Source organism: Archangium sp., from assembly GCF_036277355.1.
GTDB lineage: Bacteria > Myxococcota > Myxococcia > Myxococcales > Myxococcaceae > Archangium.
Window position 1 is genome coordinate 25982 of sequence record NZ_DASUNC010000009.1, and the last position, 26553, is coordinate 52534.

General features: G+C 69.0%; 20 protein-coding genes. 14 read left to right on the forward strand and 6 right to left on the reverse strand.

Annotated features, from left to right (window positions below; genetic code table 11):
• Nucleotides 1-103 precede the first annotated feature (103 nt).
• Complete coding sequence (locus tag VFZ09_RS01840; protein WP_329725704.1) at nt 104-3619, forward strand: tolB protein precursor protein; 3516 nt, start codon at nt 104-106, stop codon at nt 3617-3619.
• A gap of 56 nt (nt 3620-3675) precedes the next feature.
• Here VFZ09_RS01840 and VFZ09_RS01845 read toward each other — a convergent pair whose 3' ends face one another.
• A complete protein-coding gene (locus tag VFZ09_RS01845; protein WP_329725705.1) occupies nt 3676-4146 on the reverse strand; it encodes a hypothetical protein in 471 nt (156 codons plus the stop codon).
• A gap of 142 nt (nt 4147-4288) precedes the next feature.
• Between VFZ09_RS01845 and VFZ09_RS01850 the strand changes: the two genes are divergently transcribed.
• Both VFZ09_RS01850 and VFZ09_RS01855 read left to right on the forward strand, forming a co-directional pair.
• Entirely contained in the window at nt 4289-5539 is a 1251-nt protein-coding gene (locus tag VFZ09_RS01850; RefSeq protein WP_329725706.1) for a phosphatidylserine/phosphatidylglycerophosphate/cardiolipin synthase family protein, read from the forward strand.
• 110 nt (nt 5540-5649) lie between these two features.
• Nucleotides 5650-5844, forward strand: coding sequence for a hypothetical protein (locus VFZ09_RS01855; protein ID WP_329725707.1), 195 nt, complete (start codon nt 5650-5652; stop codon nt 5842-5844).
• 263 nt (nt 5845-6107) lie between these two features.
• Here VFZ09_RS01855 and VFZ09_RS01860 read toward each other — a convergent pair whose 3' ends face one another.
• Nucleotides 6108-7742: a DUF5722 domain-containing protein gene (locus VFZ09_RS01860; protein WP_329725708.1), complete on the reverse strand. Its 1635-nt coding sequence runs from the start codon at nt 7740-7742 to the stop codon at nt 6108-6110.
• A 75-nt stretch (nt 7743-7817) separates the two neighbouring features.
• Complete coding sequence (locus VFZ09_RS01865; protein WP_329725709.1) at nt 7818-9245, reverse strand: hypothetical protein; 1428 nt, start codon at nt 9243-9245, stop codon at nt 7818-7820.
• 221 nt (nt 9246-9466) lie between these two features.
• Between VFZ09_RS01865 and VFZ09_RS01870 the strand changes: the two genes are divergently transcribed.
• Entirely contained in the window at nt 9467-10585 is a 1119-nt protein-coding gene (locus VFZ09_RS01870) for a CDP-alcohol phosphatidyltransferase family protein (RefSeq protein WP_329725710.1), read from the forward strand.
• A 294-nt stretch (nt 10586-10879) separates the two neighbouring features.
• Entirely contained in the window at nt 10880-12196 is a 1317-nt protein-coding gene (locus VFZ09_RS01875; protein ID WP_329725711.1) for a porin, read from the forward strand.
• Between the two features lie 33 nt (nt 12197-12229).
• Here the strand turns inward: VFZ09_RS01875 and VFZ09_RS01880 are convergent, their stop codons facing one another.
• Nucleotides 12230-12559, reverse strand: coding sequence for a hypothetical protein (locus VFZ09_RS01880; protein ID WP_329725712.1), 330 nt, complete (start codon nt 12557-12559; stop codon nt 12230-12232).
• A 980-nt stretch (nt 12560-13539) separates the two neighbouring features.
• Here VFZ09_RS01880 and VFZ09_RS01885 point away from each other — a divergent pair.
• From VFZ09_RS01885 to VFZ09_RS01895, 3 genes are all read left to right on the forward strand, one after another.
• A complete protein-coding gene (locus VFZ09_RS01885; protein ID WP_329725713.1) occupies nt 13540-14469 on the forward strand; it encodes a type VI immunity family protein in 930 nt (309 codons plus the stop codon).
• A gap of 66 nt (nt 14470-14535) precedes the next feature.
• Nucleotides 14536-15606, forward strand: coding sequence for a tetratricopeptide repeat protein (locus tag VFZ09_RS01890; RefSeq protein ID WP_329725714.1), 1071 nt, complete (start codon nt 14536-14538; stop codon nt 15604-15606).
• A gap of 12 nt (nt 15607-15618) precedes the next feature.
• Nucleotides 15619-16356 (forward strand): RNA methyltransferase, encoded by a 738-nt coding sequence (locus VFZ09_RS01895; protein WP_329725715.1) that lies wholly within the window; start codon nt 15619-15621, stop codon nt 16354-16356.
• Nucleotides 16357-16362: 6 nt separating this feature from the next.
• On the opposite strand, the gene VFZ09_RS01900 is transcribed toward VFZ09_RS01895, so the two are convergent.
• Complete coding sequence (locus tag VFZ09_RS01900) at nt 16363-17346, reverse strand: DUF1028 domain-containing protein (RefSeq protein ID WP_329725716.1); 984 nt, start codon at nt 17344-17346, stop codon at nt 16363-16365.
• 165 nt (nt 17347-17511) lie between these two features.
• Here VFZ09_RS01900 and VFZ09_RS01905 point away from each other — a divergent pair, with 165 nt between their 5' ends.
• Nucleotides 17512-17736 carry a hypothetical protein gene (locus VFZ09_RS01905; RefSeq protein WP_329725717.1) on the forward strand — a complete coding sequence of 75 codons (225 nt, stop codon included), beginning with the start codon at nt 17512-17514 and terminating at the stop codon, nt 17734-17736.
• Between the two features lie 28 nt (nt 17737-17764).
• Complete coding sequence (locus VFZ09_RS01910) at nt 17765-18580, forward strand: pseudouridine synthase (RefSeq protein WP_329725718.1); 816 nt, start codon at nt 17765-17767, stop codon at nt 18578-18580.
• 12 nt (nt 18581-18592) lie between these two features.
• Here the strand turns inward: VFZ09_RS01910 and VFZ09_RS01915 are convergent, their stop codons facing one another.
• Nucleotides 18593-18916, reverse strand: a complete 324-nt coding sequence (locus tag VFZ09_RS01915) for a hypothetical protein (RefSeq protein ID WP_329725719.1) — start codon at nt 18914-18916, stop codon at nt 18593-18595.
• Between the two features lie 324 nt (nt 18917-19240).
• Here VFZ09_RS01915 and fusA point away from each other — a divergent pair, with 324 nt between their 5' ends.
• The 4 genes from fusA to VFZ09_RS01935 all read left to right on the forward strand — a co-directional run bounded on the left by fusA (nt 19241) and on the right by VFZ09_RS01935 (nt 26547).
• On the forward strand, nt 19241-21355 hold the full coding sequence (fusA, locus tag VFZ09_RS01920; protein ID WP_329725720.1) for an elongation factor G: 2115 nt from the start codon (nt 19241-19243) through the stop codon (nt 21353-21355).
• A gap of 136 nt (nt 21356-21491) precedes the next feature.
• Nucleotides 21492-22946, forward strand: coding sequence for a DEAD/DEAH box helicase (locus tag VFZ09_RS01925; protein WP_329725721.1), 1455 nt, complete (start codon nt 21492-21494; stop codon nt 22944-22946).
• 46 nt (nt 22947-22992) lie between these two features.
• Complete coding sequence (locus VFZ09_RS01930) at nt 22993-24918, forward strand: ABC-F family ATP-binding cassette domain-containing protein (protein WP_329725722.1); 1926 nt, start codon at nt 22993-22995, stop codon at nt 24916-24918.
• Between the two features lie 6 nt (nt 24919-24924).
• Entirely contained in the window at nt 24925-26547 is a 1623-nt protein-coding gene (locus tag VFZ09_RS01935) for an ABC-F family ATP-binding cassette domain-containing protein (RefSeq protein ID WP_329725723.1), read from the forward strand.
• Nucleotides 26548-26553 lie beyond the last annotated feature (6 nt).

Consider the following 26553-nt stretch of genomic DNA (forward strand, 5'->3'; position numbering starts at 1 on the left):
GCTGAGCAATCATACAGAAGCGCCCGGCTGCCCACTCGTCTATATGAGGAAGCCTGCCTAGGTTCGCTCAGTCCCTCGTCTCCCCACCCGGGAGGTCGCCCCTGTGAATCGACGTCTTCTCACCGCCACCCTCTTGGCCCTCGTCCTCTCAGAGGCCGCCCTGGCCCAGGTCTATGTCATTCCGCGACGGGCTCAACGTTCGCCGGTGCACACGTATGAGTTCGAGTGGAAGCACATGGACATCCTCGTGGGCCCCGAGGCCGAGGGTGTAGCCGCCCCAGCGGCCCACCGGGCCCACATGCAGCCACCGGGCGCGCCGGGAGGTCCGACCCCCGCCTCCCCCACCACCCCGCAGATGCGCGGGCCGGGCGTCCCCACCGCCGACGCGACGCAGGTGCCCAAGGGAGGCAAGCAGGGCGAGCAGGGCACCGGTGGCAGCCCCGTGGAGTCCGTGGAGCCGGGCAGCCCCACCCCCGTGGCCGACAATCAGCGGGATGGAGGCACGCCCATCGCCACGGGCGGTGAGCTCTACGTCCCCATCGCCCTGTCCGCCGACGGCGGCACCCCGGATGGCGGCGGCCCCGCCTACGCCACGTCGCTGGGCGCCAAGAGCGGCGGTGTCCGCTTCTACTTCTACGAGAGCGAACGGAACGTGGCCCAGTACGCCGCGCCCCAGCTCGAGGAGGCCTACCGCTACCTCGTCGATCGCTTCCAGTTCGTTCCCACGCAGACGTTCCCGTACATCCTCTACAGCAGCTACCAGGAGTTCCTGCAGACCAACGTCTTCGCGGTGTCCGAGGGCACGCTGGGTGTCACCAGCACCCAGGGCAACCTGGAGCTGGCCCTGCCCTACCTGGGTGACCACCGGCTCTTCGGGGAGATCAGCTCCCACGAGATGGCCCACCAGTTCACCATCCAGAAGGTCCGCTTCCTGGCGGAGCAGGCCAAGGTGTCCGGAGACCCGCTCAACGCCATCCCCCTCTGGTTCATCGAGGGTCTGGCCGAGTTCTACGCCAAGGGCGGGTTGGACCCCGAAGGCGAGATGATGGTGAGGGATCTGCTCATCAACCCGGACCTGATGCGCGGGTACGCCTTCCTCGACTTCTGGTCGCCCGGGCCCTACGGCTTCCTGTGGATCTACAAGGTGGGCCAGGCGCGCTGCGAGTTCCTGGAGGAGACGTACGGCCGGGGCTTCATCCAGAAGGTGATCGACAACTCGCCCAAGCTCGTCTCCGGCACGGCCAACACGCCGGAGCTGCAGTTCGAGGGGCTGGTGGAGATGCTCACCGGGGATGATCCGCAGAAGGTGGCCGCGAAGTTCGAGGCGTGGCTGAAGCAGCGCGCCTACCGCACCTACCTCAAGGCCGAGCAGTCCACGCCGCAGATCGACGTGCTGCGCGAGCGCCGGGGCATCGTCACCTCGCTCAACAGCTCGCCGGATGGCCGGATCATCATGTACCGGAGCATCATCCCGGAGACGGGCCAGAGCCAGCTCATCATGTTGGATCCGCGCGCGCCCCAGGAGAGCGTGAAGGTGCAGGGCGACGGCGTGCCGGGCTACGAGTCGCTGCACCCCGTGTTCGGGCGCAACTTCGCCCTCACGGACGACAAGCTGGTCTTCGTGGCCGAGTCGCTCTCGCGCGACATCCTCTACGTCCAGAACTTCAAGCACACCGCCGAGCCCATCTCCATGACGGGCGCGCTGCCGTCCATGGGCCGCAGCCCCTACCTCAACAACCCCTCCGGGCTGCGCAAGGACCCGCCCTTCAAGGTGCGCTTCGAGCTGGGCGAGCGCGTGTCCTACAAGCTCGCGGACCACGGGCTGATCGCCGCGTACTCGCCGGCCTTCTCGCCGGATGGCAAGCAGCTGGCCTTCATCGGCCTGAACGAGTCGGGCACGCGCGACGTGTACGTGCTGCCGCTGGATCAGGGCCTGGACGTGGAGCCCCGGCAGATCACCCATGACGTGTACGCCGAGCGCAGCCTCACCTGGGGCCCGGCGGGCATCGTCTTCACCTCGGACGCCACCTCGCACGGCTACTACAACCTCTTCCGGGTGAAGCCGGAGGCCGCCGACAAGGTGGAGCGCCTCACCACCGAGGCGAGGGACCACAATGATCCGACGGTGATGCCCGACGGCCGCCTCTTCTTCGTGGCGTACGAGAAGAGCCGCTCGGACCTGCACGAGTACACCGGCGGTGGCGGCATCGTGCGGCGCACGGACGTGACCACCGGCCTCTTCGAGCCGAGCCCCGCTCCGGATGGGAACCTGTGGCTGCTCTACCACGTGTCCGGTGAGCGCAAGCCGGCCCTGCTGCGCTCGCAGCAGTTGATGAACTTCGAGGTGGCACAGGCCTCCAAGGCGGAGGCGGGCCCGCCGAGCCCCCTGCCCCAGCGCTCGCTGGTGGGCGCCGAGCCCTACAAGCCCTTCGCCCGGGAGAACATCGACCTGGGCCCCATCATGGGCTTCGCCGGCGCGGGTGGCGGCGGCTTCTACGGCCAGGTGTTCGCCTCGGCCGCGGACCGGATGCGCAACCACGCCCTGATGCTGCAGGTGGCCGTGTACGGCTCGTTCGACCTGACCGACGGCTACCTGCTGTACATCAACCAGTCCCAGCGGACCATGTACGGCCTGGGCCTCTTCCAGTCCCTGCGCTTCCGGCTGGACCAGACGCTGAGCCGCTACCGCAACCAGCTGCCCTACTACGCACTCGTCGCGGGTGAGCGCTTCTTCGGCGCCACCTCCCTGGCACGCTATCCGCTGAGCACCTTCACCTTCCTGGAAGGCAACCTCAGCATCGGTGGCGCCTCGTACTTCCTGGATCCGACGACCGCCTTCCTCCTCAACCTGCAGGAGATCAACGGCATCGGAGACCTGTATTCGGAGTGGCAGCGCAACAGGCCGGGCATGCGCTTCCAGACGGAGGGCTCGCTGGCCTTCGGCTACAACACGCTGCGCTACCACTACACGGGGGTGCCCATCTCCGGCACCTCGTTCCTGAGCGAGATCACCACCGGCGTCCAGCCCTTCAACGGCCAGTTCTACGGCAACCTGCGCCTGGACGCGGAGCGCTACTTCCCCATCCCGCTGGGCAGCACCCACATCATGCTGCGCGGCGGCGCGGGCACCAGCTTCGGTGGACGCTTCTCCCAGTCCTTCTACCTCTCCAGCTTCGACACCCTGCGCGGCGTGCCCTTCGGCAACGAGCAGTGGCTGCTCGGCCAGCACTACCTGTACTCCACGCTGGAGCTGCGCGTGCCGCTGGATGCGCTCATCCGCATCGCCTTCCTCAACTCCCTCATGGGCGTGGCCGGCTTCGACGTGGGCGGCGTGGGCGGCACGGCCCGCGAGCTGTGGAACCGGCGCGTGCTCGATGCCGCCGTGGGCGTCAACGTGGGCCTCGGTCCCATCCTCCTGCGCCTGCACTTCGCCTACCCGTTCGACATCAACGCCCCCGTGGGCCGGCCGGCCGACAAGTGGGTGACGCAGTTCTCCATCGGCCTCGCCGGGCTCGAGGGCTACCTCTTCAAGGGACACGGCGACCCGCCCGGCGCCCAGAAGAAGCGCATCCCCGGGCCTCCCGTGACGCTCGGGGGACCCAACGTCGGCGGGTTCTGACGGCCGCGCCGTCACGGTCCGGGGTGGGGGCTGAAGAGACCCTCACCCCGGTCCACTCAGGACTGCGCCGCCACCAGCGCGGCGTTGGACCGGGCCAGCGGGCCGCCGTCGTGGGGAATCCGCTCGAAGTCGCCCCGCAGCGCCTTGAGGGCGAACTTCTCCAGGTCGATCTCCCGCCGCGTCCGCACCCCCAGCGCCCTCACCAGCTCCGAGAGCGGACCGAAGCCGAGCAGGCCGTGCTGCAACAGCAGCCCCGCGGCCACCCCGCTCACGAGCTTCCACCGGGGGCCGTCCTTCGCCGCCAGCACCAGGCCGAGCACCGAGACCGCGGACGCCGCCACCGTCACCACCCGGTTCAGGTCCCACTCGCGCTCCAGCTTCTCCAGGTAGGTGCTGATGACCGAGCGATCCATGTGCTCGGCCATGCCCTGGACGCACTTCTCCACCCGCGCATCAATCCGCCGGTTCACCCCGTCCGGTGTGTGGGTACGCACCGAGTCGGCCGACGTCCGGTTCCAGGACTCCATCTCGCCTCCCTCCAGGCTGGCAGGTCATCTGTGCGAAGGTAGGGATGCAGCCGCACCCGGGTCAGGACAGCGCACCGGGCCCGGCCGTCTGCCCGCCGCTCCCCCCTGCTCGGCTCGCCAGGGGATGCCTAGCTTGGCCGCCGTGAATCGTCTTCCACGCGTCCTGCTCGCCTGCCTGCTCGGTACCGCCTGCGTCCACCGCGACTACCCCCAAGCCCTGCGCGTCTACGATGACGTGGCGGACTCGGGGCCGGAGCTGTCGCTCGCGCTGTACCAGTCCGTGGGCGTGGGGCTGCGCACGGGCCATGTGGTGGAGCTGGTGCAGGACGCCCGCATCCTCGAGCGGCTCGAGGCGGAGATCCGCGAGGCCCGCGAGTCCATCCACCTGCTCGCCTCCAACTGGCAGCCGGGCGAGGCCTCGGAGCGCCTGCTGCGCGCGCTCTCCGGGCGCCAGCCGGGCGTGGTGTGCCGCATCCTCGTGGATTCCCTCCACAGCCCGGGCTTCCAGGACACGGTGGAGCCGCGGCTCGTCCAGGCCGGGTGTGACGTCCGCGCCTTCCGGCCCTTCGTCGGCTCGGAGGTGGTGTTCAACGATGAGCGGCTGGAGGCGCGCAACCACCGCCAGCTCGTCATCCGCGACGGGCGCAGCGGCCTCACCGGAGGCTCCGGCGTGGGCCCGGAATGGCGGACCGGGCAGACACCGGTGAACGCGTGGCGCGACACCTATGTCCACGTGGAGGGCCCGGCCGTGCGCCAGTTGCAGCAGGCCTTCGCCCGGGACTGGTTGGAAGCGGGCGGAGGACTGCTCCCGGAGTCCGCCTTCCCCACGCTCGAGCCGCGCGGCGAGGCGCGTGCGGGCTTCGTCGCGAGCACCGGCTCCCCGTCGCTCAGCCACTCCGAGCGCATGGTGCAGGTGCTCATGGCCGCCGCCCGGCGCCGGCTGTGGCTCACCAACGCCTGCTTCGTCCCCACCGCCGCCACCGTGGACACGCTCATCCGCAAGGCCCGCGCGGGCGTGGACGTGCGCATCCTCGTGCCCGGCGACGAGGCCACCTCCGGCGTGCTCGCCGCCCAGCGCGCCTCCTACGAGCGCCTGCTGGAGAGCGGCGTGCGCCTCTGGGAGTACCAGTCCGCGCCCCTGTATGCCCGCACGCTCGTGGTGGATGACCAGTTGACCGCCGTGGGCTCCAACAACCTGGAGCCCAACGCGAGCGCGATGCTCGAGGAGGGGGCGCTCGTCGTCGAGGACGCGCCACTCGCCCGGGCGCTCGCCGACAGCTTCGAGCGGGACCTGTCGCACGCGGTGGAGGTCCGCAAGGAGGAGTGGCGGGAGCGCGGGTGGCTGGACCGTGTCGGCTCCCCGCTTCCTCCCTCGGCCACCGGCTGCCGCTGAGCGGGTAGTCCCGAGCCCCGAGCGGACAACGGCCCTCCCACCTGGGAGAACCCGCTTCCCATCCCGCGGGCCGGGGGCATCCACTGAAGTTCCAGAAGGGCCGCGCCTGGATGAGGGACTTCGTCCGCCTGCGCCGGGCGTTCGTCCTGAAGGAGTTGGAGCGCTACCGCATGCGCAAGCCCGGGCTGGTGCTGGAGGCGCTGGACGCGCGCGAGGGCTGGGTGGAGCTGCGCAACCGGGGCAGCACGCCGGTGCTGCTCGGGGGGATGGTGCTGACCACGAACCTGCGGCGGAGCATCAGATAGCGCCAGAAGTCCTCACCCAGGACCGAGGCCTTGACCACCTGGGAGGTCTCGCAGTTGGGACAGGCGGACGCGGCCGTGGTCACCCACGAAGCCGCGAGCAGGGCGAAGGACTCGAGCCGGTTGTGTCTCATCGGGCGAACCCTCGGGTGGGAGCTTCGTTCCGAGGGTACGCACGGCGAATGCCCGGTCAGGAGGACCAGGCAGCCGGGTGAGGGCCGGGACGCCAGGGGATTCCCCACTGGCGTCCACGGAAGAAGGCTGTCTCAGGGAACGACGTACCCGAGGAGCGACTCGACGGTCTGCCCCTCGCAGTTGGACGCGGGCGAGACGAAGTGATCTCCGTTGGAGGAGATCCGGCAGCGGTAGAGCGGCACCGTGCCCGCCACCTGGGACGTGTAGACGTAGCCCACCGGCCCGAGCGGCTGCAGACCCTCGCAGTTCACATCCGGCGTCAGCAGGTTGTGATCGCCCACGCGGCACTCGTAGAGCATCCGCGTTCCCGGCTGGGGAGCGCGCAGCAGCCGCCACGAGGACTCCACGGTGAAGCCCGGCGGCGGCAGACGCGTGGAGGCCCAGTGCCCACGCGTCGCGTTGTAGCTCCGGCGCAGGCGCGTGTAGGGCAGGTCCTCGAAGCCACAGGAGAGCTGCGGCGGATTGAGGTCATTCCGGTTGGCCAGCGCCCACGTGGTCCAGGCCGGCTTGGCGCTTCCATCCGCGCGGCGCAACCCGACGCCCAGACCGCTGGAGACCTCGTCCGGGTGGTCCTTCATGCGGTGGTAGATGTAGCTCTCGATGCCGGGCGTCCCCAGCACGTTGCGGAACGAGTTGCACACGCCCGTCTGCTGCGCCGCCTCCGAGGAGTTGGGCGACAGCGAGTTGACGCCACTCTCCGTGAGCTGGAGCTCCCAGGAGGACGGCACGTTCGGGAACGTCTTGCGGAGCCACCCGGCCAGGACGCCGATGTTGCCGTACGTCACCCGGGGGTAGTCGTCCGCGGAGAACTGCGGCTTGAGCAGATCGGGCGGATAGGGGTGATAGGCCACCCGCCACGCGCGCGAGCCCACCCGCGCGGCGAAGCCACTCAGGAACGTCATGCCCGAGAGCAGCGGCTCGTTGGCGCCCGGCTGGTCGAACTCGGGGCCGAAGTGGTGCTCGAGCGAGATGAGCACCTTGGCGGCGGGCTGCCAGGCGACGACCTGGTCATAGGCCGCGTTGTAGTTGGCGGCGTAGGTGTCCAGCCACGTCTGGGTGTTGCAGGCCCCCGCGCCCTGCCCGCAGCCCACGTCGAACCAGACGTTCGAGTTGACCTCGTTGTGGATGACGAAGTCGGCGATGCGGCCGTTGCCATTCAGCCCGTTGTAGCGCCAGGCCAGCATGCCCGCGAAGCGCCCGTAGTCCGCCGCGTTGTTGGGCGCGCAGAAGATCTCGAAGCCGGGCCCCGCCGGAGTGCACACCCGGCCCGCTCGCGCCCACGCGGGGACGCCGTACACCACCGCCGTCACCACCACGCCACGCGCCGTCCAGGTCCGGATGGCCGAGTCCACCGCCGCATCCACCACGAAGCAGCGCCCGCTGTACTCCACTTCATTCGAAGCACACGGAGGCGCCTTCGCGGTGGGCTCCCAGGTGAACCACGTCAGGTTCATGGCCACGCCGCCCGTGTTGTTGCCGGTGACCTCGTCGTAGCTCGGCCAGAAGTCGGGCTGCAGGCCCTTGATGCGGTACTCGCTCCGCGTCGGGTACGGCAGGTTCGCCGTCACCTCGGCCTGGAGCGCCGCCAGCGGGGCCATGGCCGCCGCGGCCGGACCCGCCATGCTCGAGACTCCCAGCATGGCGAGCACTCCCATGAAGCTCATCATCCGCGCTGCTGCCCACGGCCTCGTCTGTCCACCGCTCATGCGAACCTCCGTTGAGAGGTCCGCATATTGCTCCAAAACCTGAAAATCAAGCTCAACCTGGATTGAAGGCCGAACTCAATTATTGAGGAAGCGCTCCAGCACGGCCTTGCGCTGGGGCAGGAACTGGTCCCGGAGCGCGGGGGAGATGGCGAAGCGGCCCGGGTCCGCCGGATCATCGTTCTCCGTGCTCTGGACGAAGTTGGCCGAGGCGGGCCACGTCAGGCCACCGCCCACGGGCCTGCCGCTGTTGCGCTGGTGGCAGCCGCCGCAGGACAGGGCCTGGGCACGCGCGACGATGTCATGGGGGGTCAGCGTGCTGCCCACGCGGGCGAGCTCCTGGCCGATGGCCTGGTGGAACGGGCTCGGGCCCGGGCCGAACTGGGCGAGGTAGTCATCCGCTCCGCCCCGGGTCTGCGAGTCGCTCTGGGCGGCGTTGAACTGATCCGGCACCGAGTGGTTGAAGCGGTTGATGTCGTTGATGGCCAGGCTCGCCACCTGCGAGATGAAGTGACTCTGGAAGGCCGAGGCCCGCGGGTCCGTGGACGCCGGGTTGAACAGCCCGCCAAAGGGGTTGGTCTTCACCGTCGCCGGAACGAACTTCAGCGTGCACGAGGGCTGCGAGGTGCAGTCACTCACCAGCTTGAACTCGCGCATCATCCACGGAATCGGGGGCGCGGTGGGGCCGCCCTGGAGGAACTGGTTGGTGCGCACCTGGCCCAGGCTCCCCGGGTTGTTGCCGTAGTGGTTCATGGCCACCACCGGCTCGAAGCCCGGCAACCCCGTGAAGTAGAAGGCCTCCAGCTTGCTGGCGCGCGACGCGGGATCGGCGTCAGCGGACAGCCCGGCCCAGAAGTCGGCCACCGGCCGGCAGCCCTCGAGCCCCAGCTCGGGCTGGGGGTTGGGCAGCACCGCCTCGAAGATCATGAAGTTGCGGCTGGCGGGCGCCGAGGGCAGCTTCGCCAGGACGATGCGGTACTCGCCGCAGTTCGAGCCGTCCACGGGCGCCAGATCGAAGCGGTTGTAGAGACCCACCGCCGCATAGCTGTCCAGGTTGATGACCGAGCCCGGCCGCGCCTGTCCGCCCTCGCTCGGGCGGCACACGTAGGGGAAGCCGTTGAGGGTGTTGCCCATGTCGGTGCAGTGCGGCATGCCCGCCAGATCCGGCTGCCCGGGCGCCGGGTTCTGCGTGTCCCACAGCTGGCGGAAGAGCTGCTCGGGGGTGAAGCCCGTCCCGCCATGGTCCGCGACCAGCTTGCTGAACACCCGCCGTCCCCCGAACCGGGCCAGGATGCTCTTCTCCGTCACGGCCAGCGAGCGGCGGATGTCGATGGAGCCCGTGGCCGGAGACTCGTCGGCGCCCGGAGCCGGCACCGGCGTTTCCATTCCGATACCGCCACGGTCGGAGTGCGGCGCTTCCGCGGCCGTGAGCCCGCCCTCGCAGGCACCCAGCAGAGAGGCGGCGGCCGCCACCAGACACACCTGATTGAAACGCTTGTGGCTCATGGGATTTCCCTTTCGTGCGCTGTCTGATGGGTTGGACCCGTGAGCCGCTCCGGCGGGCAAGGCCTCCGATTTTTTTCCGGCGCCGCCCCGGATCCGCCCTCGGGGCTGTGACGCGGGCCACAGTCCTCGTGTGACGCCGCGCACCGCGCTCGAGCCCCATCCCTCGCATTGTTCGCCACACCCAGGGCAACGACACCGGCCCGGGTGAACGGACACTGGCCATGAGCACGCAACAGGCACGGGCGCTGGAGCCCCATGTATTGGTCCTCGACACGCAGCAGAGCTACAAGCGCCTGGAGGAGGATGCGCTCATCCGGGTGGTCCGGGAGGAGTGCCGGCACTTCGCCGTCCACCATCTCCCCTACCGGCTCTCCCCGGTCGTCCTCGGCATTCCCGGGCTGCTGCTGCACCTGTTCCTGCTCGCCGCCGTGCACACCTTCGAGCGCGCGAAATGGATGTATGCGCTCTGGGTGGTCTGCCGGGTGCTCCACTTCTGCCTGGATGCCATGGACGGCACCCAGGCCCGGCGCAACGGGACCCAGTCCACCGCCCGCCACTTCTGGGACCACTGGGTCGACGTCATGAACTCGGCGATGGCGGTGATGATCGTGGCCCAGCTCGGCCCCCGGCACGGCGTCTACTTCCTGCCCTACATCCTGCTCACCGCCACCGGGCAGCTCTTCTTCTACCTCGGGCTGTGCCGCTACTTCGCCACGGGGGTCATGCGCGATCCCTACATCAACCACCTCTGGAACTATGTCTTCTGTCTCTTCCTGGGGCTGTCGGTCTGCGTCTTCGGCGTGGCCATCCTCGAGCAGCCCGCCTTCCAGCTCACCTATGCGATCCTGAGCCTCGTGGCCTTCGGCGCGGGGGCCTGGTCGCTGCTGCAGGACCTCGTGCTCATGTACCGCTCGCCGCTCTCCTCGCCGCGCTTCTACGTGCGGATCCTCACGGCGCCCGCGCTCATCCTCGGCCTGTACGTGACGTGGCTGAGCGACTGGAGCGATGTCTTCTCCGCCCGGGCCCTGGTCGCCCTCGCCATGAGCAGCCTCGCGGTGGGCGTCCATGCGCGCCAGCTCGTCAACAAGCCGCCCGCGTGGCTCACCGCCGAGTGCGTGCTCTTCCTCCTGGTGCTCCCCCTGTCCGCGTTGCCCCAGGCGCTCCAGCCCGTGCTCCACCACGGCCTGCTGGGGGTCATGGTGCTGAGCATGGTCCTCAGCATGTGCCGCTACCTCCGGGAGATGATCTCCCAGTACCCGGAGATCGGCTTCCCGCTGGTCTGGTTGCCCTCGACGCACCGGCCCGTGCCGCACACCGTGAGCAACAAGCTCGCGGCCTGAAGGCCCGCCGGGGGGAGCGCTCCCCGGGTGCCTGGCGGGAATCTCCTTGCTGGCGGAGGTTCATCCGTTATATTGGATGCACATGCTTCCTCCGCGTCACCCCTGCAGCTGCCGCTGTCCTGCCTTGACGGTGGGTCTCCCCTCCGTCGAGCGGCAGTAGGACCGCCGCACGACAGAGGAAGAGAAAGCCCACCCCCCGCGAGGGCCCGGTGGGCTTTCGAGCTTCTATGCTCGATCGCAGCCGTGCCTCGGTCCGGGTCACCCCAGGAGAGGTCAGGAATGCGAGCTGCGAACATGAAACGAGAGGAGGCCGGCAACACGAAGGGCGTGCGCGCGCATGCCGCCCTCGTGCTGGCCATGACGGCGGTCCTGGTCCACGGGCCCGCGAGCGCCCAGGAGCCAGCGCCGGCCCCAGCGGTGGATGCACCGGCCGCCACCGCCGAGCGGCTGGCGGAGCTGGAGCAACAGGTCCGCCTGCTCCAGAGCCAGCGGGAGGAGGGCGTCTCCGTATCGGCCGCGCCGGGCAAGGGACTCACGGTCACGACCGAGGACGGCCGCTTTGGCATCACGGTCAGGGCGCGAGCGCAGCTGCGGGAGACGCTCGCCCGGGAGAAGGACAAGACGACCAACGAGATCAACGTGAAGACGTTGCGCCTGATCACCCAGGGGCATGTCCTCACCACCGACCTCAAGTACACCATTCAGCTCGCCTTCGGCGGCAACGACTTCGAGACGGGCAGTTCCTCTCCCATCTTCGATGCGTTCATCGATTACACGAAGGTGCGCGATCTCAACCTGCGCGTCGGGCAGTACTTCGTTCCGTTCGACCGGGCCCGCACCATCCGGGAGTTCGCGCTCCAGCTCGTGGACCGGCAGCAGGTGGTGCAGGAGCTGACGTTGGATCGCGATGTCGGTCTGATGCTGTACTCGAACGACCTCGGTGGGCTGAATGGCCTGCTGGGCTATCACCTCTTCGTCGGCGGCGGCGAGGGACGCAACCGGTTCGGCCCCCAGGCGACGGGGGGCATCTACGTGGCGCGCCTGGTGCTCCGTCCGTGGGGCGCCTTCGACGATGATCAGGAAGGAGACCTGCAGCGGCTGCCCAGGCCGCGCCTCGCGATCGGGCTCGCCGGTGGCTACAACCAGGGGACGAACCGCCAGAGGTCGACCACGGGCAACGCGCTGACGCTCGGGACGCTGGACTACCGGCACGCCGCCGCCGACGTGGTCTTCAAGTACGGCGGCTTCTCGTTCCTCGGCGAGGCAGTGCTTCGCAACGCGGGGCGCGATGTCCTCGAGGGGACCAACGCGAGCGGGGCGGCGATCCGGGAGTACTCACGTTCCGGCTGGGGCTACTTCCTCCAGGCCGGCCTGATGGTGTCCCCGCTGGTCGAGGTCGCCGCCCGGTGGGACCACCTGTTCGCGTTCGCGGGGACGGACCCCGCGCTCGTCACCCAGGTCAACACGCAGGGGAGACAGGTGGGGGGTGGACTCAACGTCTACCTGAACGGTCACGCGTTCAAACTGCAGACCGATTACTTCTACATCTTCGGCCACGACCGCTCCGCGGGCCGGCATCTCGCGCGGCTCCAGCTCGACGCCTCGTTCTGAGCTCGGAGTTGTCCGAGCCCGGGATGAGCGAGCTCACCCGCCATCCCGGGCCGGCTCGATGTCCATGTCCCATTGCTCCGGCGAGAACAGGCAGATGCCGTTGCCCTCGTCGTCGGTGGAGACGCAGAACCGGGTCCCACAGGAATCGGGCCGCGTCAGGGAGCAGCGCGGCCGGCACCGGCCCTGGTGGCAGACGAAGCCCTCCAGACAGCTCTCGGCACCTTCGTGTCCACAGGTCCGGACGCACGACCTCCGGGCCTGCCCCACCAGGGTGAGCAACGGCTCCGTCTCACACACCGTCCCCTCGGGACAGGGCTCGTCGCCATGGCACGAGCGCCCGTACACCGCGAGGCACACCGACACGCCCCCCTCCCGCCGGACGCACTCCAGGCCCTCGGGACACGCACGGCCCTCACAGGTGGGCTGGCACACGGGCCCGTCAGGGTCCCCACGAGCACAGAAAAAGCCTTCCGGGCATGTCCCCTCGTTTCCGGGCACGCACGGCCGGCCGCACCAGCCGGAAACCGAGCAGACGAGCCCCTCCCCACAGGCCCGTTCCCTCATGGGCCACTGGACGAAACGCAGACACCGCTCTCCCTCCTTGCGCAGGCCCTCATGGGCACAGGTGCGCAGGGCCATCCTGTCCCTGCCTCGGAGGGGAATGGCCCGGCAGGCGGTCTGGGGTGGACACCAGGAGTCCGACTCGCAACCCGAGCCCGTGCACTGCCGCTGCTGGATGCGCGGGTCATGGAAACACACGAACGGAGGGTCACACTGCTCGTCACCCTGACACGGCTGAAGGAGGGTGGGCCGCTCCCGGGCCTCCGCTGGGGACAACCAGGGAGCGAAGCGCCACCCTTCGACGACGTGCTCCGGGGGTGACCGGAACCACAGCATGGCGAGTCCCACCAGCGGCCTGTAACACAGGCGATGCGCTGGGGGTTGGAGAAGCACCAGGAAGCCCGCGAGTGCGCCGACCTGGCATTGAGACAACTGATTCCCGGGCAATTCAGCCTGGAACAACGCTACAGTTTCAACCCCGCGACAGGACGAACGAGTCTCGTGAGCAAGGAAGCGAGAGGAAGGCTCGTGCGACAAGGGCGTGAGAAAGAGCTCGAGGGCACCTTGGAGCCCGATGTCGTCATCCACACGGGAGATCCTCTCGAAGTCTGGGCTGTCTACGACTTCAAGTTTCCCTGCCCGGAGACGAACCCGCCCTTCTGGAGGAAGTACCCCAAAGGGCATCCCTATCAGGGCCGTACACAAGGAGAGATGTACCAGCGCGCCCTGGGACAGTCACCTTACCGCGTCACCCCATTGGACGGAGTCATTCGGGAGCCCACATGGTGAGCGAGCACTACCCGAGACTCAGGCAAAGCCTGCCGGATGGCAGACTGGTCCTGCGAGAGGGACTCATCCTCTGCCTCTTCATGCGGCGCCCGCATGACACCATCTCACGGACCATCATGCGCGCCCTGAACCTCTACCTCGATGCGGTGGGGCACGAGAAGCTGGGCTGGTACGTGGACATGGGAGGCGATCTGGCCTCCGAGGAATACAAGGGCTGGGCGGGAGCTGTACGGCCTCTCGATGATGCACAGTGGGAGAAGGTTCGCGACGAGCTGAGAGCACCTTCCAGTTGCATCCTGCAATTGGAGGAGCATGAGAATCAGGTGGGCGGATTTCGCTTCGAATACCATGGCAGGTCACGAGAAGACCTCGACCCGCCAGGTTTCGTGAGCGCGGTTTCATTCTGGTTGCCCACGGAGTATCTGGAGGAGCACGGCCCCGAGCACGTCAAGGAACTCGCCGTGGCGATTGCACGCGAGGTCCCCCTCGATTCTGGTTACGTCAGTCTTGCGTTCAACCATCTCCTGCCGAGCAAGCCGGTGATGCAGCTCATCCAAGAGCAATGCTTCCGCTACCCGGGGATGGACATACAGGACCTCAGCACCACATCCATGAACCTGGGTGAGAAGGTACGGGGAGCCTACTGGCTGAACTTCTATGGACAGACATTGCTCGGACGACTCGGAGGCGCAGGAGGAATTCGCGCACGGCTGACCCATCACCCAGAGGTGTCCATCGAGCAGTTGAGCACACAGAAGGTGATGGTCTCGATGGGGCAATGGCCTGAAGCGGGCGATGTGGAGCAGAAGAGAGAAATGCGGTCGTACCGCGCCCTGGCCCGGGTGCTGGAGCCCTATCTGTACGAAGAGCCCACCTCCCGGGACCTCACTCGACGATGGCAGCGCCGCTTCCTCGACACATGACCTGAAAAGTCGCCCCGCCCACCTGCCCAATCAGGTAGAGTGTCCCGGTACGGAGGCATACCGGCCATGACCCTCGCCATCGCGGGCTTCTCCCCCTTTCCCCCCGAGCTGCTGCTCGTCCTCGTGGCCTCGCTGCTGCTCTGGGGCCAGGTGCATCGGCTCCTCCTGGATCTCACGACATGGTGCGGCGAATGGGGCGCCTTCCGCGCGACCCTCGCTCTCGCCTGGCTGCTGAAGTGGCTTCCCCTCGACGCCTGGATGAGGGCCAGGTTGTGGCGCGAGGAGCTCTACGCGTACTCGGCGCTCGGCCATACCGAGACGGCCCTCGCGGGTGCCCGCCGCCTCGCGGTCCATGCCAGGGCGGATGGCTGCCTGCCCTGCGCCACCTGCGTGGTCAACCTCTTCATCAACGCGGGCCGCTACCTGGAGGCGCTCGACATCGAGCGGGGCTGGCACGGTCCACCGGCTCCCGAGGTGCCGTCCCCCGAGCGGAATGAGTGGGCCATGGTCCGGTTCAACCTCGTCGAGGCCGTCTACAACCTCGGAGGCTGGGGGGCCGCCAGCGCGCGCCTGTCCGCCCTGGAAGAGCCGGCACGTGCGTATCCCTTCCTGTGGAACTTCTTCCCCGTCCAGCGGGCGTGGATCCTCGCGCACACCGGGCGCGGTGAGGAGGCGCTCGCCGCGCTCGAGCACGTGGACCGCCAGCGCGTGTCCCGGGTGTATCGGAGCGAGGTGCACTTCACCCGCGCCGCGGCACTCCTGGCCCTGGGCCGGTACGAGGAAGCGGAGCGGGAGGCGCGCGGGGGGATGAAACTCGCGCGCCGGGTGTCGAGCACGCGCAACGGGCTGTTCCTGCTCGGGCGCATCACCCTGGCCGCGGGGCGCCTGGAGGAAGCCCTGCGCTTCTTCGAGGCGGGCGCCGCACACCCCTACAAGGGCCAGGGTGGGGACGGCTTGCTGGCCTGGGGTGACTGCCTCGCGACGCTGGGCCGGCACGAGGAAGCCCGGGAGGCATGGCGGCTCGTGCTCGTCAGGGACGGTCAGAGCGGGGCGGCCTCGGAGGCGGCTTCTCGGCTCGGTCTCCACGCGCGCCGCCCGGCGGCCTCCGGATGCCCTGGCCTGCCCGAGGCGCGCTAAGGTGCGCGGCCCATGTCCCTGCCCATCCGCCTGGTGCTGCTACGCCCGCGCAACGCGGAGAACCTCGGTGCCGCCGCCCGGGCCATGAAGAACTGCGGCCTCTCCGAGTGGACCTGGGTCCACCCCGAGGCCGAGGACCTCGCCCCCGCCCGCCGGCTCGCCGTCCACGCCGAGGACGTGCTGGAGGCCTCGGGCCGCGCGGACTCGCTCGACGCCGCCGTGGCGGACTGCGTCTGGGTGGTGGGCACCAGCTCGCGCAAGGTGGAGGGCAAGCGCCGGCTGTCCCCTCGCGCCGTGGCCGAGGAGATGGTGCAGCGTGCCGCTCAAGGCCCCGTCGCCCTCGTCTTCGGCGATGAGCGCAGCGGCCTCACCAACGCCGAGGTCGAGCGCTGCCACGACCTGTCCGCCGTCCCCACCGCTCCCGAGCAGCCCTCCATCAACCTCGCCCAGGCCGTGCTGCTGTACGCCTATGAAATCCGCATGGCCACGCTCGCCGCCTCGCCGCCTCCCGCCGCTCCGCTTCCCGTCGCGGCCACGGATACCGAGCTGGCCCTCGTGGAGTCCGCCCTGGAGGAGGCGCTCGTGACCGGGGGGTTCCTCGTGGACGAGCAGACCCGGGGCCGCACCGGGCTCCGGGATTTGTTCGCCCCCCTGCGCCGCTCCCGGCTCACCCGCAAGGAGGCGAAGCTGTGGCTCGCCGCCCTGCACACGCTGGCCAAACGGCTGCGCTCGGGGAACAGGGGCGAGTAACCCCTGTCAGCGGGCGGGGCCCAGGAGCTTCGTCATCAGCTTCGGGTCCTCCGGCAGCAGCCCCGACTTCGGCAGCCGCTCGAGCAGCTCCTTCCAGCGCGGGTCCGCCTTGTACGTCTTCTGGAGCAGCGGCACCGCCTCGTCCACCTTGCCCACGTTGACGAGCGACACCGCGTGCCAGAACACCATCTCCGCGTTGCCCGGCGCCAGCTCCTCCGCCGCCGAGTAGGCCTTCAGCGCCGCCTGCGTGTCGTTGCGCTCGATGGCCAGGTCCCCCTCGTTCATGAAGTTGTACGCCCGCTGCAGCGTCACCAGCCGGCGCAGCTCCTTCAGCGGGGCCGGGTGATCATCCACCCGCAGATCGAACCTCCGGTCCACCCACGGCCGCCCCGACGCCTTGCCCGACACCACGATGAGCGCCGCCGATTGCTTGCCCCGGATGTCGCCCCCCTGCGCCTCCGCCGCCTCGAGCGCCGCCAGCATCCGCTCGGCCAGGTCCCCCTTCGCCTCGCGGTAGGCCTTGGCCATCGCCGGCCACACCGTGTCCTTCTCCATCATGTTGGCCTGCACCGAGAAGTTCTCCCCCACGATGTGGCCCGCCGCCGCGATACACTTCTCCCCCGTGTGCGCCGCCACCCGGCCCTGCGCGTCGATCATCCCCACCTGCCGCACCTGGCTCGCCGAGTCCGCCGCCAGCAGCCCCGCCAGCGACTGCGGAGCACTGCGCCCCGCGCGCATCAGCTCCAGCCCGAGCTTCCCGTAGGACGGATCCACGAAGGACTGGGTGGCCACCGCGCCCACGCCCGCCTCGGCCCAGGGCACCGTCGAGCCCACCGAGAACCAGTGGGACTGCACCGCCACGCCCAGCTCCCCCGTCTCCGGATCCCTCGCGACGATGGAGTAGGTGTGCACGGGCCGCTTGGGCACCGGAGCCGGCTCCGCGGCGAGCGCGGGCATGGCGAGCAGGACGAGCAACAGGATGGAACGCACGATGAAGCCTCCAGGGAAGGGGCCGCGAGCCTGAGCGAGCGGGCGTCCAGCCGCAAGCGCTCCGCGTCCCCCTCCCCTCCAGCGAGCGGCCTGGAAGCATCCCCGGTGAGGTGCGTCCCAGGGTCCCTACCTTCTCTGAAGATTCCAACCTGGAAGGAGCCAACCATGCGGCACATGCCCTACGAGCGGATGTCCATCGGCGACGGGCCCGACGACTCTCCCAATGTCCCCAACCGGGAGGCCCCCAACGAGAAGGAGCAGGGGCCCAAGCGCACGCCCAACGCCGCCGAGGGCACCGAGGGCGAGGAGCGCCGCATGCCCCAGGGCGAGCCCGGCGCCACGCCCGGCTCCGCCGAGGGGGGCGCCTTCGACGAACCCTCGCGGCATTGACTCGTGGCCGTTACAGTGGCCCCGAGCCATGAATCGCAAGCCCCCCGCACGCCGCTCCCCGCCTCCCTCCGCCAAGAAGCACGCCCACCCGGGGCGTTGGGAGGGCAAGGCCAAGCCGGACTGGCTCGCCCGCGCGCTCGCGAGGGCCGGGGTGCTGCCCCAGGAGGAGGCCGAGGCCGCCATCAAGGCCGGCCGCGTCTCGGTGAATGGCAAGGTGGTGAAGCAGCCCCTCGCCCCCGTTCTCCCTGGAGCCGCCGTGCGCGTGGACGGGTTGCCCGTGTCGCTCGAGGCGCCCACCCGCGTCCTTGCCTTCCACAAGCCCGCCGAGCTGCTCACCTCCACGGTGGGCCAGCATCGGGTGGGCACCGTCTATGACGTGCTCCTGCCCCAACTGCCCCCGGAACTGGCCGGCTTCACCTGGCACGCGGTGGGGCGGCTGGACCGGGGCACCACCGGGCTGCTCCTCTTCACCAATGACGACAAGCTGGTGACGCACGCGACGTCTCCCGACACGCACCTCACCAAGCGCTATGTGGCCACCGTCTTCAGCGAGGCGGACGAGGACAAGGTGGAGCCGTTGCGCCACGGCGTGCAGCTGGAGGACGGCCCCGCACGGCCCGCGAAGGTCCGGCTGCGCGACGTGCACACCGTGGAGGTCATCGTCACCGAGGGCCGCAACCACCAGGTGAAGCGGATGCTCGGCGCGGTGGGGCTGCCCGTACGCGCCCTGCACCGCGAGGCCGTGGGCGGCGTGGAGCTGGACGTGCCCGAGGGCTCCTTCCGGCTCCTCACCGACGCCGAGGTCACCGAGGGCCTCCGCTATACCCCCGGTAATAAGGAGTGAGGGGCCGCCCCCTCAGGACTGCCGCTTCAGACTGCCCACGGTGAGCCCCGCCTGGCGCGGCTGCTCCCGGTTGATCCCATCCGCCCGGGCCCGGGCCAGCTCCGGCGCGCTGGAAGGAGTACGCGCCCCCGCCGTGGCGGGCGTCGGCGTCCCCTTCCCCGCGGCCCCACCCAGCAACTGCTGGATCCGGGCCCAGCGCGCCTTCTCGTCGGCCATGAGGCGCTTGAGCTCCTCGCGGGCCGTGGCGTCCGGGAGCGTGTCGGCCGCGGCGGTGACCCGATCCAGGAAGGGCATCAAGTAGCCGATATCCCTGTCGAAACCAGCGGGCTGAGCCATGTGCGTCCTCCTCGGGTGGGGAAGAGACCCCGTCCCCGCTTCCTACCTCACCGGACGGCCGTCCGGGCGCCTCATCCCACCGCCCTCCCCGGAAATCCACCTGGGCAACAGAAGCTTTCGGGAAGCTTGGGGGTTATGAACCCCCAGTGTAGGCGGGGCTCCTCCAGCAGCCCGGCGACCGGGGGGGCTTCCCCTCCGGCTTGAGAGGGAGTACACGGCTCCCCGGCTCCATGCCGATTTGGCTGGAAACTTCAAGCGCCGGGAAGTAAGGGCGCCCCCTGCCCTGTTCTCGCAGGACTTCAATCAGCAGAAGGACCGACCCTCGTGGCCTCCCAAGTTCCCATCGAAAAGGTTCGTAACATCGGTATCTCCGCCCACATCGACTCGGGCAAGACGACGCTCTCCGAGCGCATCCTCTTCTATACCGGCCGCATCCACGAGATCCATGAGGTGCGTGGCAAGGACGGCGTGGGCGCGAAGATGGACTCGATGGATCTGGAGCGTGAGAAGGGCATCACGATCCAGTCCGCCGCCACGTACGCCATGTGGGGCGAGTACAACATCAACCTGATCGACACCCCGGGACACGTGGACTTCACCATCGAGGTGGAGCGCTCCCTGCGCGTGCTCGACGGCGCCATCCTGGTGCTCTGCTCGGTGTCCGGCGTTCAGTCCCAGTCCATCACGGTGGACCGGCAGATGAAGCGCTACAAGGTTCCCCGCATCGCGTTCGTCAACAAGATGGACCGCGCGGGCGCCAACTATGAGCGCGTGGCCGCCCAGCTGAAGGAGAAGCTCGGCCACCACCCCGTGCGCCTCCAGGTTCCGATCGGCGCCGAGGACCGCTTCCAGGGCCTCATCGACCTCATCCAGATGAAGGCGTTCTACTTCGACGGTGAGAGCGGCGAGACCATCCGCGAGGAGGCCATCCCCGCCGAGTATGTGGAGAAGGCCAAGGCCGACCGCCTGGAGATGATCGAGAAGGTCGCCGAGGTGGACGACACGCTCGGTGAGCTCTTCCTGGCGGACGCCGCCATCAACAACGAGCAGATCATGGCCGCGGTCCGCCGCGCCACGATCGCGCTCAAGATGACGCCCGTCATGTGCGGCTCGGCCTACAAGAACAAGGGCGTGCAGCTGCTGCTCAACGCCATCTGCTCGTTCCTGCCCAACCCGGCGGAGATCACCAACGAGGCGCTGGACCAGAAGAACGGCGAGGCGAAGGTCATCCTCGAGTCCAACCCGGACAAGCCCTTCGTCGGTCTGGCGTTCAAGCTGGAAGACGGCCGCTACGGTCAGCTCACCTACATGCGCATCTACCAGGGCAAGGTGAGCAAGGGTGACTTCATCGTCAACCAGGCCAACCAGAAGAAGGTCAAGGTCCCCCGTCTCGTCCGCATGCACTCGAACGAGATGAACGACATCAACGACGCGCGTGCCGGTGACATCGTCGCCCTGTTCGGCGTCGAGTGCGCCTCCGGCGACACGTTCACCGACGGCACCGTGCAGTACACGATGACGTCCATGTTCGTGCCGGACGCCGTCATCTCGCTCGCGGTGAGCCCGAAGAACCGCGACGCCCAGGCCAACTTCTCCAAGGCCCTCAACCGCTTCACCAAGGAGGATCCCACCTTCCGCGTGAACCGGGACGAGGAGTCCGGCCAGACGATCATCCGCGGCATGGGTGAGCTGCACCTGGAGATCTACATCGAGCGCATGAAGCGCGAGTACAACTGCGAGGTGGTGGCCGGCAAGCCGCAGGTGGCCTACCGCGAGACCATCTCCCAGAAGGGCGAGTTCTACTACACGCACAAGAAGCAGACCGGTGGCTCCGGCCAGTTCGCGCGCGTGTGCGGCTACGTGGAGCCCCTGCCGGCCGACGCCGTGCAGCAGTACGAGTTCGTGGACGACATCGTGGGCGGCTCCATCCCCCGCGAGTTCATCCCCGCGTGCGACAAGGGCTTCCAGGAGGCCATCAAGAAGGGCTCGCTCATCGGCTTCCCCGTGGTGGGTGTGCGCGTGGTCATCAACGACGGCGCCTTCCACGCGGTGGACTCGTCCGAGCAGGCCTTCAAGACGGCCGCCATCATGGGCTTCCGCGAGGGCTACGCGGCCGCCAAGCCGATCATCCTCGAGCCGATGATGAAGGTGGAGGTCCAGGCTCCCGAGGACTTCCAGGGCTCGGTGGTGGGACAGATCAACCAGCGCCGTGGCACCATCCTCGAGTCCGGAACGGCCGAGGGTTACGTGACGGTGGTGGCCGAGGTGCCGCTGAACACCATGTTCGGCTACTCCACGGACCTCCGCTCGGCCACCCAGGGCAAGGGCGAGTTCACCATGGAGTTCGCCAAGTACTCGCCGGTGCCGCGCAACGAGGCCGAGGCCCTGATGGCGCAGTACAAGGAGAAGCTGGCCGCCGAGCAGGCCGCGCGCAAGTAGTCCCGCGCTGCACGGCCTGACAGTTCCAGGCTGTTGAAGGAAGGCGCCTCCCCCGGGGGCGCCTTCTTTGTTTTCGGGCCCGCTGGCGATTCGCGTCGCGGGCCCCCCGGGGACCATCCCCCACTCAAGAGAATCCATGACTTTCGAAGACCTGAAGCTTGCCGAGCCCCTGCAGCGCGCCGTGAAGGGCGAGGGCTACACCACCCCCACGCCCATCCAGCAGCAGGCCATCCCCCACGTGCTGGAGGGCAAGGACGTGCTCGGCTGCGCGCAGACGGGTACCGGCAAGACGGCGGCGTTCACGCTGCCCATCCTCCAGCGGCTGTCCGTGGGCCGCCCGACGCCGCCCGCCCGCGGCCGCCCCATCCGCGCGCTCGTGCTCAGCCCCACCCGGGAGCTGGCCGCGCAGATCGGTGAGAGCATCCGCGCCTACGGGCGCTTCACCGGCATCACCTCCGCCGTCATCTTCGGCGGCGTGGGCCAGAACGCCCAGGAGCAGTCCCTCAAGCAGGGCGTGGACATCCTCGTGGCCACCCCCGGCCGTCTGCTGGATCTCATGCAGCAGGGCTTCGTGACCTACAAGTCGCTCGAGGTCTTCGTCCTCGACGAGGCGGACCGGATGCTGGACATGGGCTTCATCCATGACGTGAAGCGCGTCATCGCCGCGCTGCCCAAGAAGCGGCAGACGCTCTTCTTCTCGGCCACCATGCCGCCGGAGATCCAGGGGCTGGCCAACAGCATCCTGACGAACCCGGTGCGGGTGGAGGTGGCGCCGGTGGCCACCACCGCGGAGACGATCGACCAGCGCCTGTACTTCGTGGAGAAGGAGCAGAAGCGCGGCCTGCTGGTGCACCTGCTGCAGACGGACAAGGCCATCCAGCGCGTGCTCGTCTTCACGCGCACCAAGCACGGGGCGAACCGCGTGGCCAAGCAGTTGGAGGCCGCGGGCATCGGCGCCGAGCCCATCCACGGCAACAAGAGCCAGAACGCGCGCGAGCGGGCGCTGGCTGCCTTCAAGTCCGGCACCTGCCGGGTGCTGGTGGCCACGGACATCGCCGCGCGAGGCATCGACATCGACGGCATCACCCACGTCATCAACTTCGACCTGCCCAACGTGCCGGAGACGTACGTGCACCGCATCGGCCGCACGGGCCGCGCGGGTGCGGCGGGCATCGCCCTCTCCTTCTGCGACTCCGAGGAGCGCGCGTACCTGAAGGACATCGAGCGCACCATCCGCCGGCGCGTGCCGGTGATGGAGGCCCAGGCGTACCGCTCGAACCTGCCGCCCCCCGCCGAGGGCGCGCTCGATGCGGCACCGGCCCGGGCGCAGCAGAGCCCCCGTCCGCCGCAGGGACAGCGCCGTGACGGCGGGCGCCGCGACGGCAACGGCGGTGGACGCGGCCGCCGGGGGGGTGGTGGCGGTGGGGGTGGCCGGGGTGCGAACGCGGGAGGCTCCCGGAGCTCGGAGTCGGCGCGTCCGCCCCGGAGCGACCGTCCGGCCAGCCAGCAGCAGGCCCAGCGCCCCTCGGCGCCGGCCCCTGCCGCACCGGCCGCCGTTTCCCAGAGGCCTCGCGCGCCCAAGTGGCTGTAAGAAGCGCTCGCGACGAGAACCTCCGCACACCGGATAAGAGGAACCCTTGACCCTGCTCCGCGCCGCCGACGTCCAACTGTCCTTCGGCAGCCGTACCGTCTTCCAGGGCCTGACGCTCACCATCGAAGAAGGTGAGCGCGTGGGCCTGGTGGGAGTGAACGGCTCCGGCAAGTCCTCGCTGATGAAGATATTGGCGGGGGTGGCGCGCGCGGACGCGGGGGAGTTGCAGCTGCGCCGGGGCGCTCGCGTCACCTACCTGCCGCAGGAGCCCGAGTTCGCTCCCGGCGCCACGGTGGCCTCGGAGCTGAGCGTGGCCCAGGGTCCCCTCAGGGATGCGCTGGCCACACACGCCGAGCTCATCCGCCGCATGGAGTCCACCCCCGCCGACGCGCAGGGCAAGCTCATGGAGCAGCTCTCGGCGCTGTCGGACAAGATCGAGCAGCTGGGCGGCTGGGACACCGAGCACCACGCGAAGACGTTGCTGGACCGGCTCGGCGTGAAGGACTGGGACCGGCCCGTGGCCGAGCTGTCCGGCGGCCTGCGCAAGCGGGTGGCCATCGCCCGTGCGCTGCTGACGCGGCCGGACATGCTGATGCTGGACGAGCCCACCAACCACCTGGACGCGGACACGGTGGACTGGCTGGAAGAGGAGCTGGACAAGCTTCCCGGCTCGCTGCTGCTGGTGACGCACGACCGCTACTTCCTGGACGGGCTGGTGGATCGGATGGTGGAGATCCAGCCTGGAGAGGGCGTCGTCTCGTACCCGGGCAACTACGAGGCGTACGTGGAGCAGAAGCTGGTGGCCCAGGAGAACGCGGCCACCGCCCAGCACAAGCGCGAGCGCTGGATTGCCCAGGAAGTGGCGTGGCTGCGCAAGGGCCCGGAGGCGCGGCGCACCAAGAGCAAGGCGCGCATCGAGCGGGCGCGCAAGCTGATGGAGGAGAAGGGCTTCCAGCGGCCGAAGGTGGCGGGGCTGCAGGTGATGCAGGCGCCCCGGCTGGGCCACACCGTCATCGAGGCCGAGGGCGTCCACAAGTCCTACGGCGAGCGCAAAGTGCTCAAGGGCGTCAACCTGATGCTCCAGCGCGGCGAGCGCGTGGGCCTCGTGGGGCCCAACGGCGTGGGGAAGACGACCTTCCTGCGCGTGCTGCTCGGCGAGCTGCCTCCGGACTCCGGCAAGGTGGTCATCGGCAAGAACACGAAGGTCGCCTACTACGACCAGACCCGCGCCTCGCTGGACCCGGAGCAGACGGTGTACGAGGCGGCCTCGCCTCGCGGGGACGATTGGGTGGAGCTGGGCGACCAGCGCGTGGCGCTGCGCGACTACCTGGATGACCTGCTCTTCCCCGTGCCCATGCAGCGCATGAAGGTGAAGGCGCTGTCGGGTGGCGAGCGCAACCGCCTGCTGCTCGCGCGGCTCTTCCTGGAGGGCGCCAACGTCCTCGTGCTGGACGAGCCGACGAACGACCTGGACATCGTCACGCTGAACATCCTCGAGGGGCTGCTGCTCAACTTCACCGGCAGCGTGCTGCTGGTGACGCACGACCGGTACTTCCTCGACAAGGTGGCCACCTCCATCCTCGCCTTCGAGGGCGATGGCAAGGTGGTGCGCTACGAGGGCAACTTCGCGATGTACCGGCGGCTCAAGGAGCAGGCCCAGGCCCGCGCCGCGGCCGCCCCTGCCCCCGCGGCGAAGAAGGCCGAGCCCGCCCCCGTGGCCGAATCGAAGCAGGCGCGCAAGCCGGGCAAGCTCTCGTACAAGGAGCAGCGCGAGCTGGACGGAATGGAGGCGGCCATCGAGGCCGCGGAGACACGCAAGGCGGAGCTGGAAGCGAAGCTCGTGGATCCCACCATCTACTCCAGCGGCTCGAAGGCGGCCGAGGTGCAGAAGGAGCTGGACGCGACGGCGGCGGAAGTCGAACGCCTCTACGCGCGCTGGCAGGAGTTGCAGAACCTGGTTTCCGGAGTCTGAGGTCCCATGATTCGTCTCGACAACATCGGCAAGCAGCACGGACAGCAGATCCTCTTCGTGGAGGCGTCTGCGCAGCTCAACAAGGGCGAGAAGGTGGGTCTGGTGGGCCCGAACGGAGCGGGCAAATCCACCCTGTTCCGGATGGTGGTCCAGCGGGAGCACCCGGACGAGGGGCAGGTGTCCGTGGATCGCGGCGTCACGGTCGGCTATTTCGATCAGGACGTGGGCGAGATGTCCGGGCAGAGCGCGGTGGCGGCGGTGATGGACGGCGCGGGCCCCGTGTCCGAGGTGGCCGCCGAGCTCAAGCAGCTCGAGGCGGCCATGGCGGACCCCGAGCGCATGGACGAGATGGACAAGCTCGTGGAGCGCTTCGGCGTGGTGCAGGGACGCTACGAGGAGCTCGGCGGCTACGCGCTGGAGGGCCGGGCGCGGGAGATTCTGGCGGGCCTCGGCTTCTCCGAGGAGATGATGGACGGGGACGTGGGCGCCCTGTCCGGCGGATGGAAGATGCGCGTGGCCCTGGCCCGCATCCTCCTGATGAGCCCGGACGTGATGCTCCTGGACGAGCCGAGCAACCACCTCGACATCGAGTCGCTCATCTGGCTGGAGAACTTCCTCAAGGGCTTCGAGGGCGCGTTGCTGATGACGAGCCACGATCGCGAGTTCATGAACCGCATCGTGACGAAGATCATCGAGATCGACGGCGGCGAGCTGACGACGTACTCGGGCAACTACGAGTTCTACGAGCAGCAGCGGGCGCTCAACGAGAAGCACCAGCAGGCGCAGTACGAGCGCCAGCAGGCCATGCTCGCCAAGGAGCTGAAGTTCATCGAGCGTTTCAAGGCCCGCGCCTCGCACGCGGCCCAGGTGCAGAGCCGGGTGAAGAAGCTGGAGAAGATCGAGAAGGTGGAGCCCCCGAAGCGCCGGCAGACGCTGGTGTTCGAGTTCCAGCAGGCGCCGCGCTCGGGCGACGACGTGGCCAAGCTGGAGCGGGTGGTGAAGGGCTACGGCAAGCGCCGCATCTACAACGGCCTGGACTTCCTCGTGCGCCGCGGCGAGCGCTGGTGCGTGATGGGCGTGAACGGCGCGGGCAAGTCCACCCTGCTCAAGCTGATCGCCGGGGAGTCCAAGCCGGACGACGGCGCGGTGAGCGTGGGCGGCAGCGTGAAGATGGGCTACTTCGCCCAGCACGCCATGGAGTTGCTCAAGCCGGACCAGACGGTGTTCGACTCGCTGGTGGACAGGTTCCCGCGGGCCTCGCAGGGCTCGCTGCGCGCGCTGGCCGGGTGCTTCGGCTTCTCGGGCGATGAGATCGAGAAGAAGTGCAAGGTGCTCTCCGGTGGCGAGAAGGCGCGGCTGGTGCTGGCGCAGATGCTCTACGATCCGCCCAACTTCCTGATCCTCGACGAGCCCACCAACCACCTGGACATGGCGACGAAGCAGATGCTCATCGCCGCGCTGGCCAACTACGAGGGCACCATGCTCTTCGTGAGCCACGACCGGCACTTCCTCGGCGCGCTGTCCAACCGGGTGCTGGAGCTGACGCCCGAGGGCATCCACCAGTACGGCGGCGGCTACACGGAGTACGTGGCCCGCACCGGCCACGAGGCCCCCGGCCTGCGCAGCTGACCGCTG

What these genes read in the sequence shown, in the direction of transcription:
- VFZ09_RS01860 (WP_329725708.1), bottom strand. Translation starts at nt 7,742, where the DNA reads ATGAGCGGTGGACAGACGAGGCCGTGGGCAGCAGCGCGGATGATGAGC.
- VFZ09_RS01870 (WP_329725710.1), top strand. Translation starts at nt 9,467, where the DNA reads ATGAGCACGCAACAGGCACGGGCGCTGGAGCCCCATGTATTGGTCCTC.
- VFZ09_RS01895 (WP_329725715.1), top strand. Translation starts at nt 15,619, where the DNA reads ATGTCCCTGCCCATCCGCCTGGTGCTGCTACGCCCGCGCAACGCGGAG.
- VFZ09_RS01925 (WP_329725721.1), top strand. Translation starts at nt 21,492, where the DNA reads ATGACTTTCGAAGACCTGAAGCTTGCCGAGCCCCTGCAGCGCGCCGTG.
- VFZ09_RS01885 (WP_329725713.1), top strand. Translation starts at nt 13,540, where the DNA reads ATGGTGAGCGAGCACTACCCGAGACTCAGGCAAAGCCTGCCGGATGGC.
- VFZ09_RS01935 (WP_329725723.1), top strand. Translation starts at nt 24,925, where the DNA reads ATGATTCGTCTCGACAACATCGGCAAGCAGCACGGACAGCAGATCCTC.
- VFZ09_RS01910 (WP_329725718.1), top strand. Translation starts at nt 17,765, where the DNA reads ATGAATCGCAAGCCCCCCGCACGCCGCTCCCCGCCTCCCTCCGCCAAG.
- VFZ09_RS01905 (WP_329725717.1), top strand. Translation starts at nt 17,512, where the DNA reads ATGCGGCACATGCCCTACGAGCGGATGTCCATCGGCGACGGGCCCGAC.
- VFZ09_RS01865 (WP_329725709.1), bottom strand. Translation starts at nt 9,245, where the DNA reads ATGAGCCACAAGCGTTTCAATCAGGTGTGTCTGGTGGCGGCCGCCGCC.
- VFZ09_RS01890 (WP_329725714.1), top strand. Translation starts at nt 14,536, where the DNA reads ATGACCCTCGCCATCGCGGGCTTCTCCCCCTTTCCCCCCGAGCTGCTG.
- VFZ09_RS01855 (WP_329725707.1), top strand. Translation starts at nt 5,650, where the DNA reads ATGAGGGACTTCGTCCGCCTGCGCCGGGCGTTCGTCCTGAAGGAGTTG.
- VFZ09_RS01915 (WP_329725719.1), bottom strand. Translation starts at nt 18,916, where the DNA reads ATGGCTCAGCCCGCTGGTTTCGACAGGGATATCGGCTACTTGATGCCC.
- VFZ09_RS01845 (WP_329725705.1), bottom strand. Translation starts at nt 4,146, where the DNA reads ATGGAGTCCTGGAACCGGACGTCGGCCGACTCGGTGCGTACCCACACA.
- VFZ09_RS01875 (WP_329725711.1), top strand. Translation starts at nt 10,880, where the DNA reads ATGAAACGAGAGGAGGCCGGCAACACGAAGGGCGTGCGCGCGCATGCC.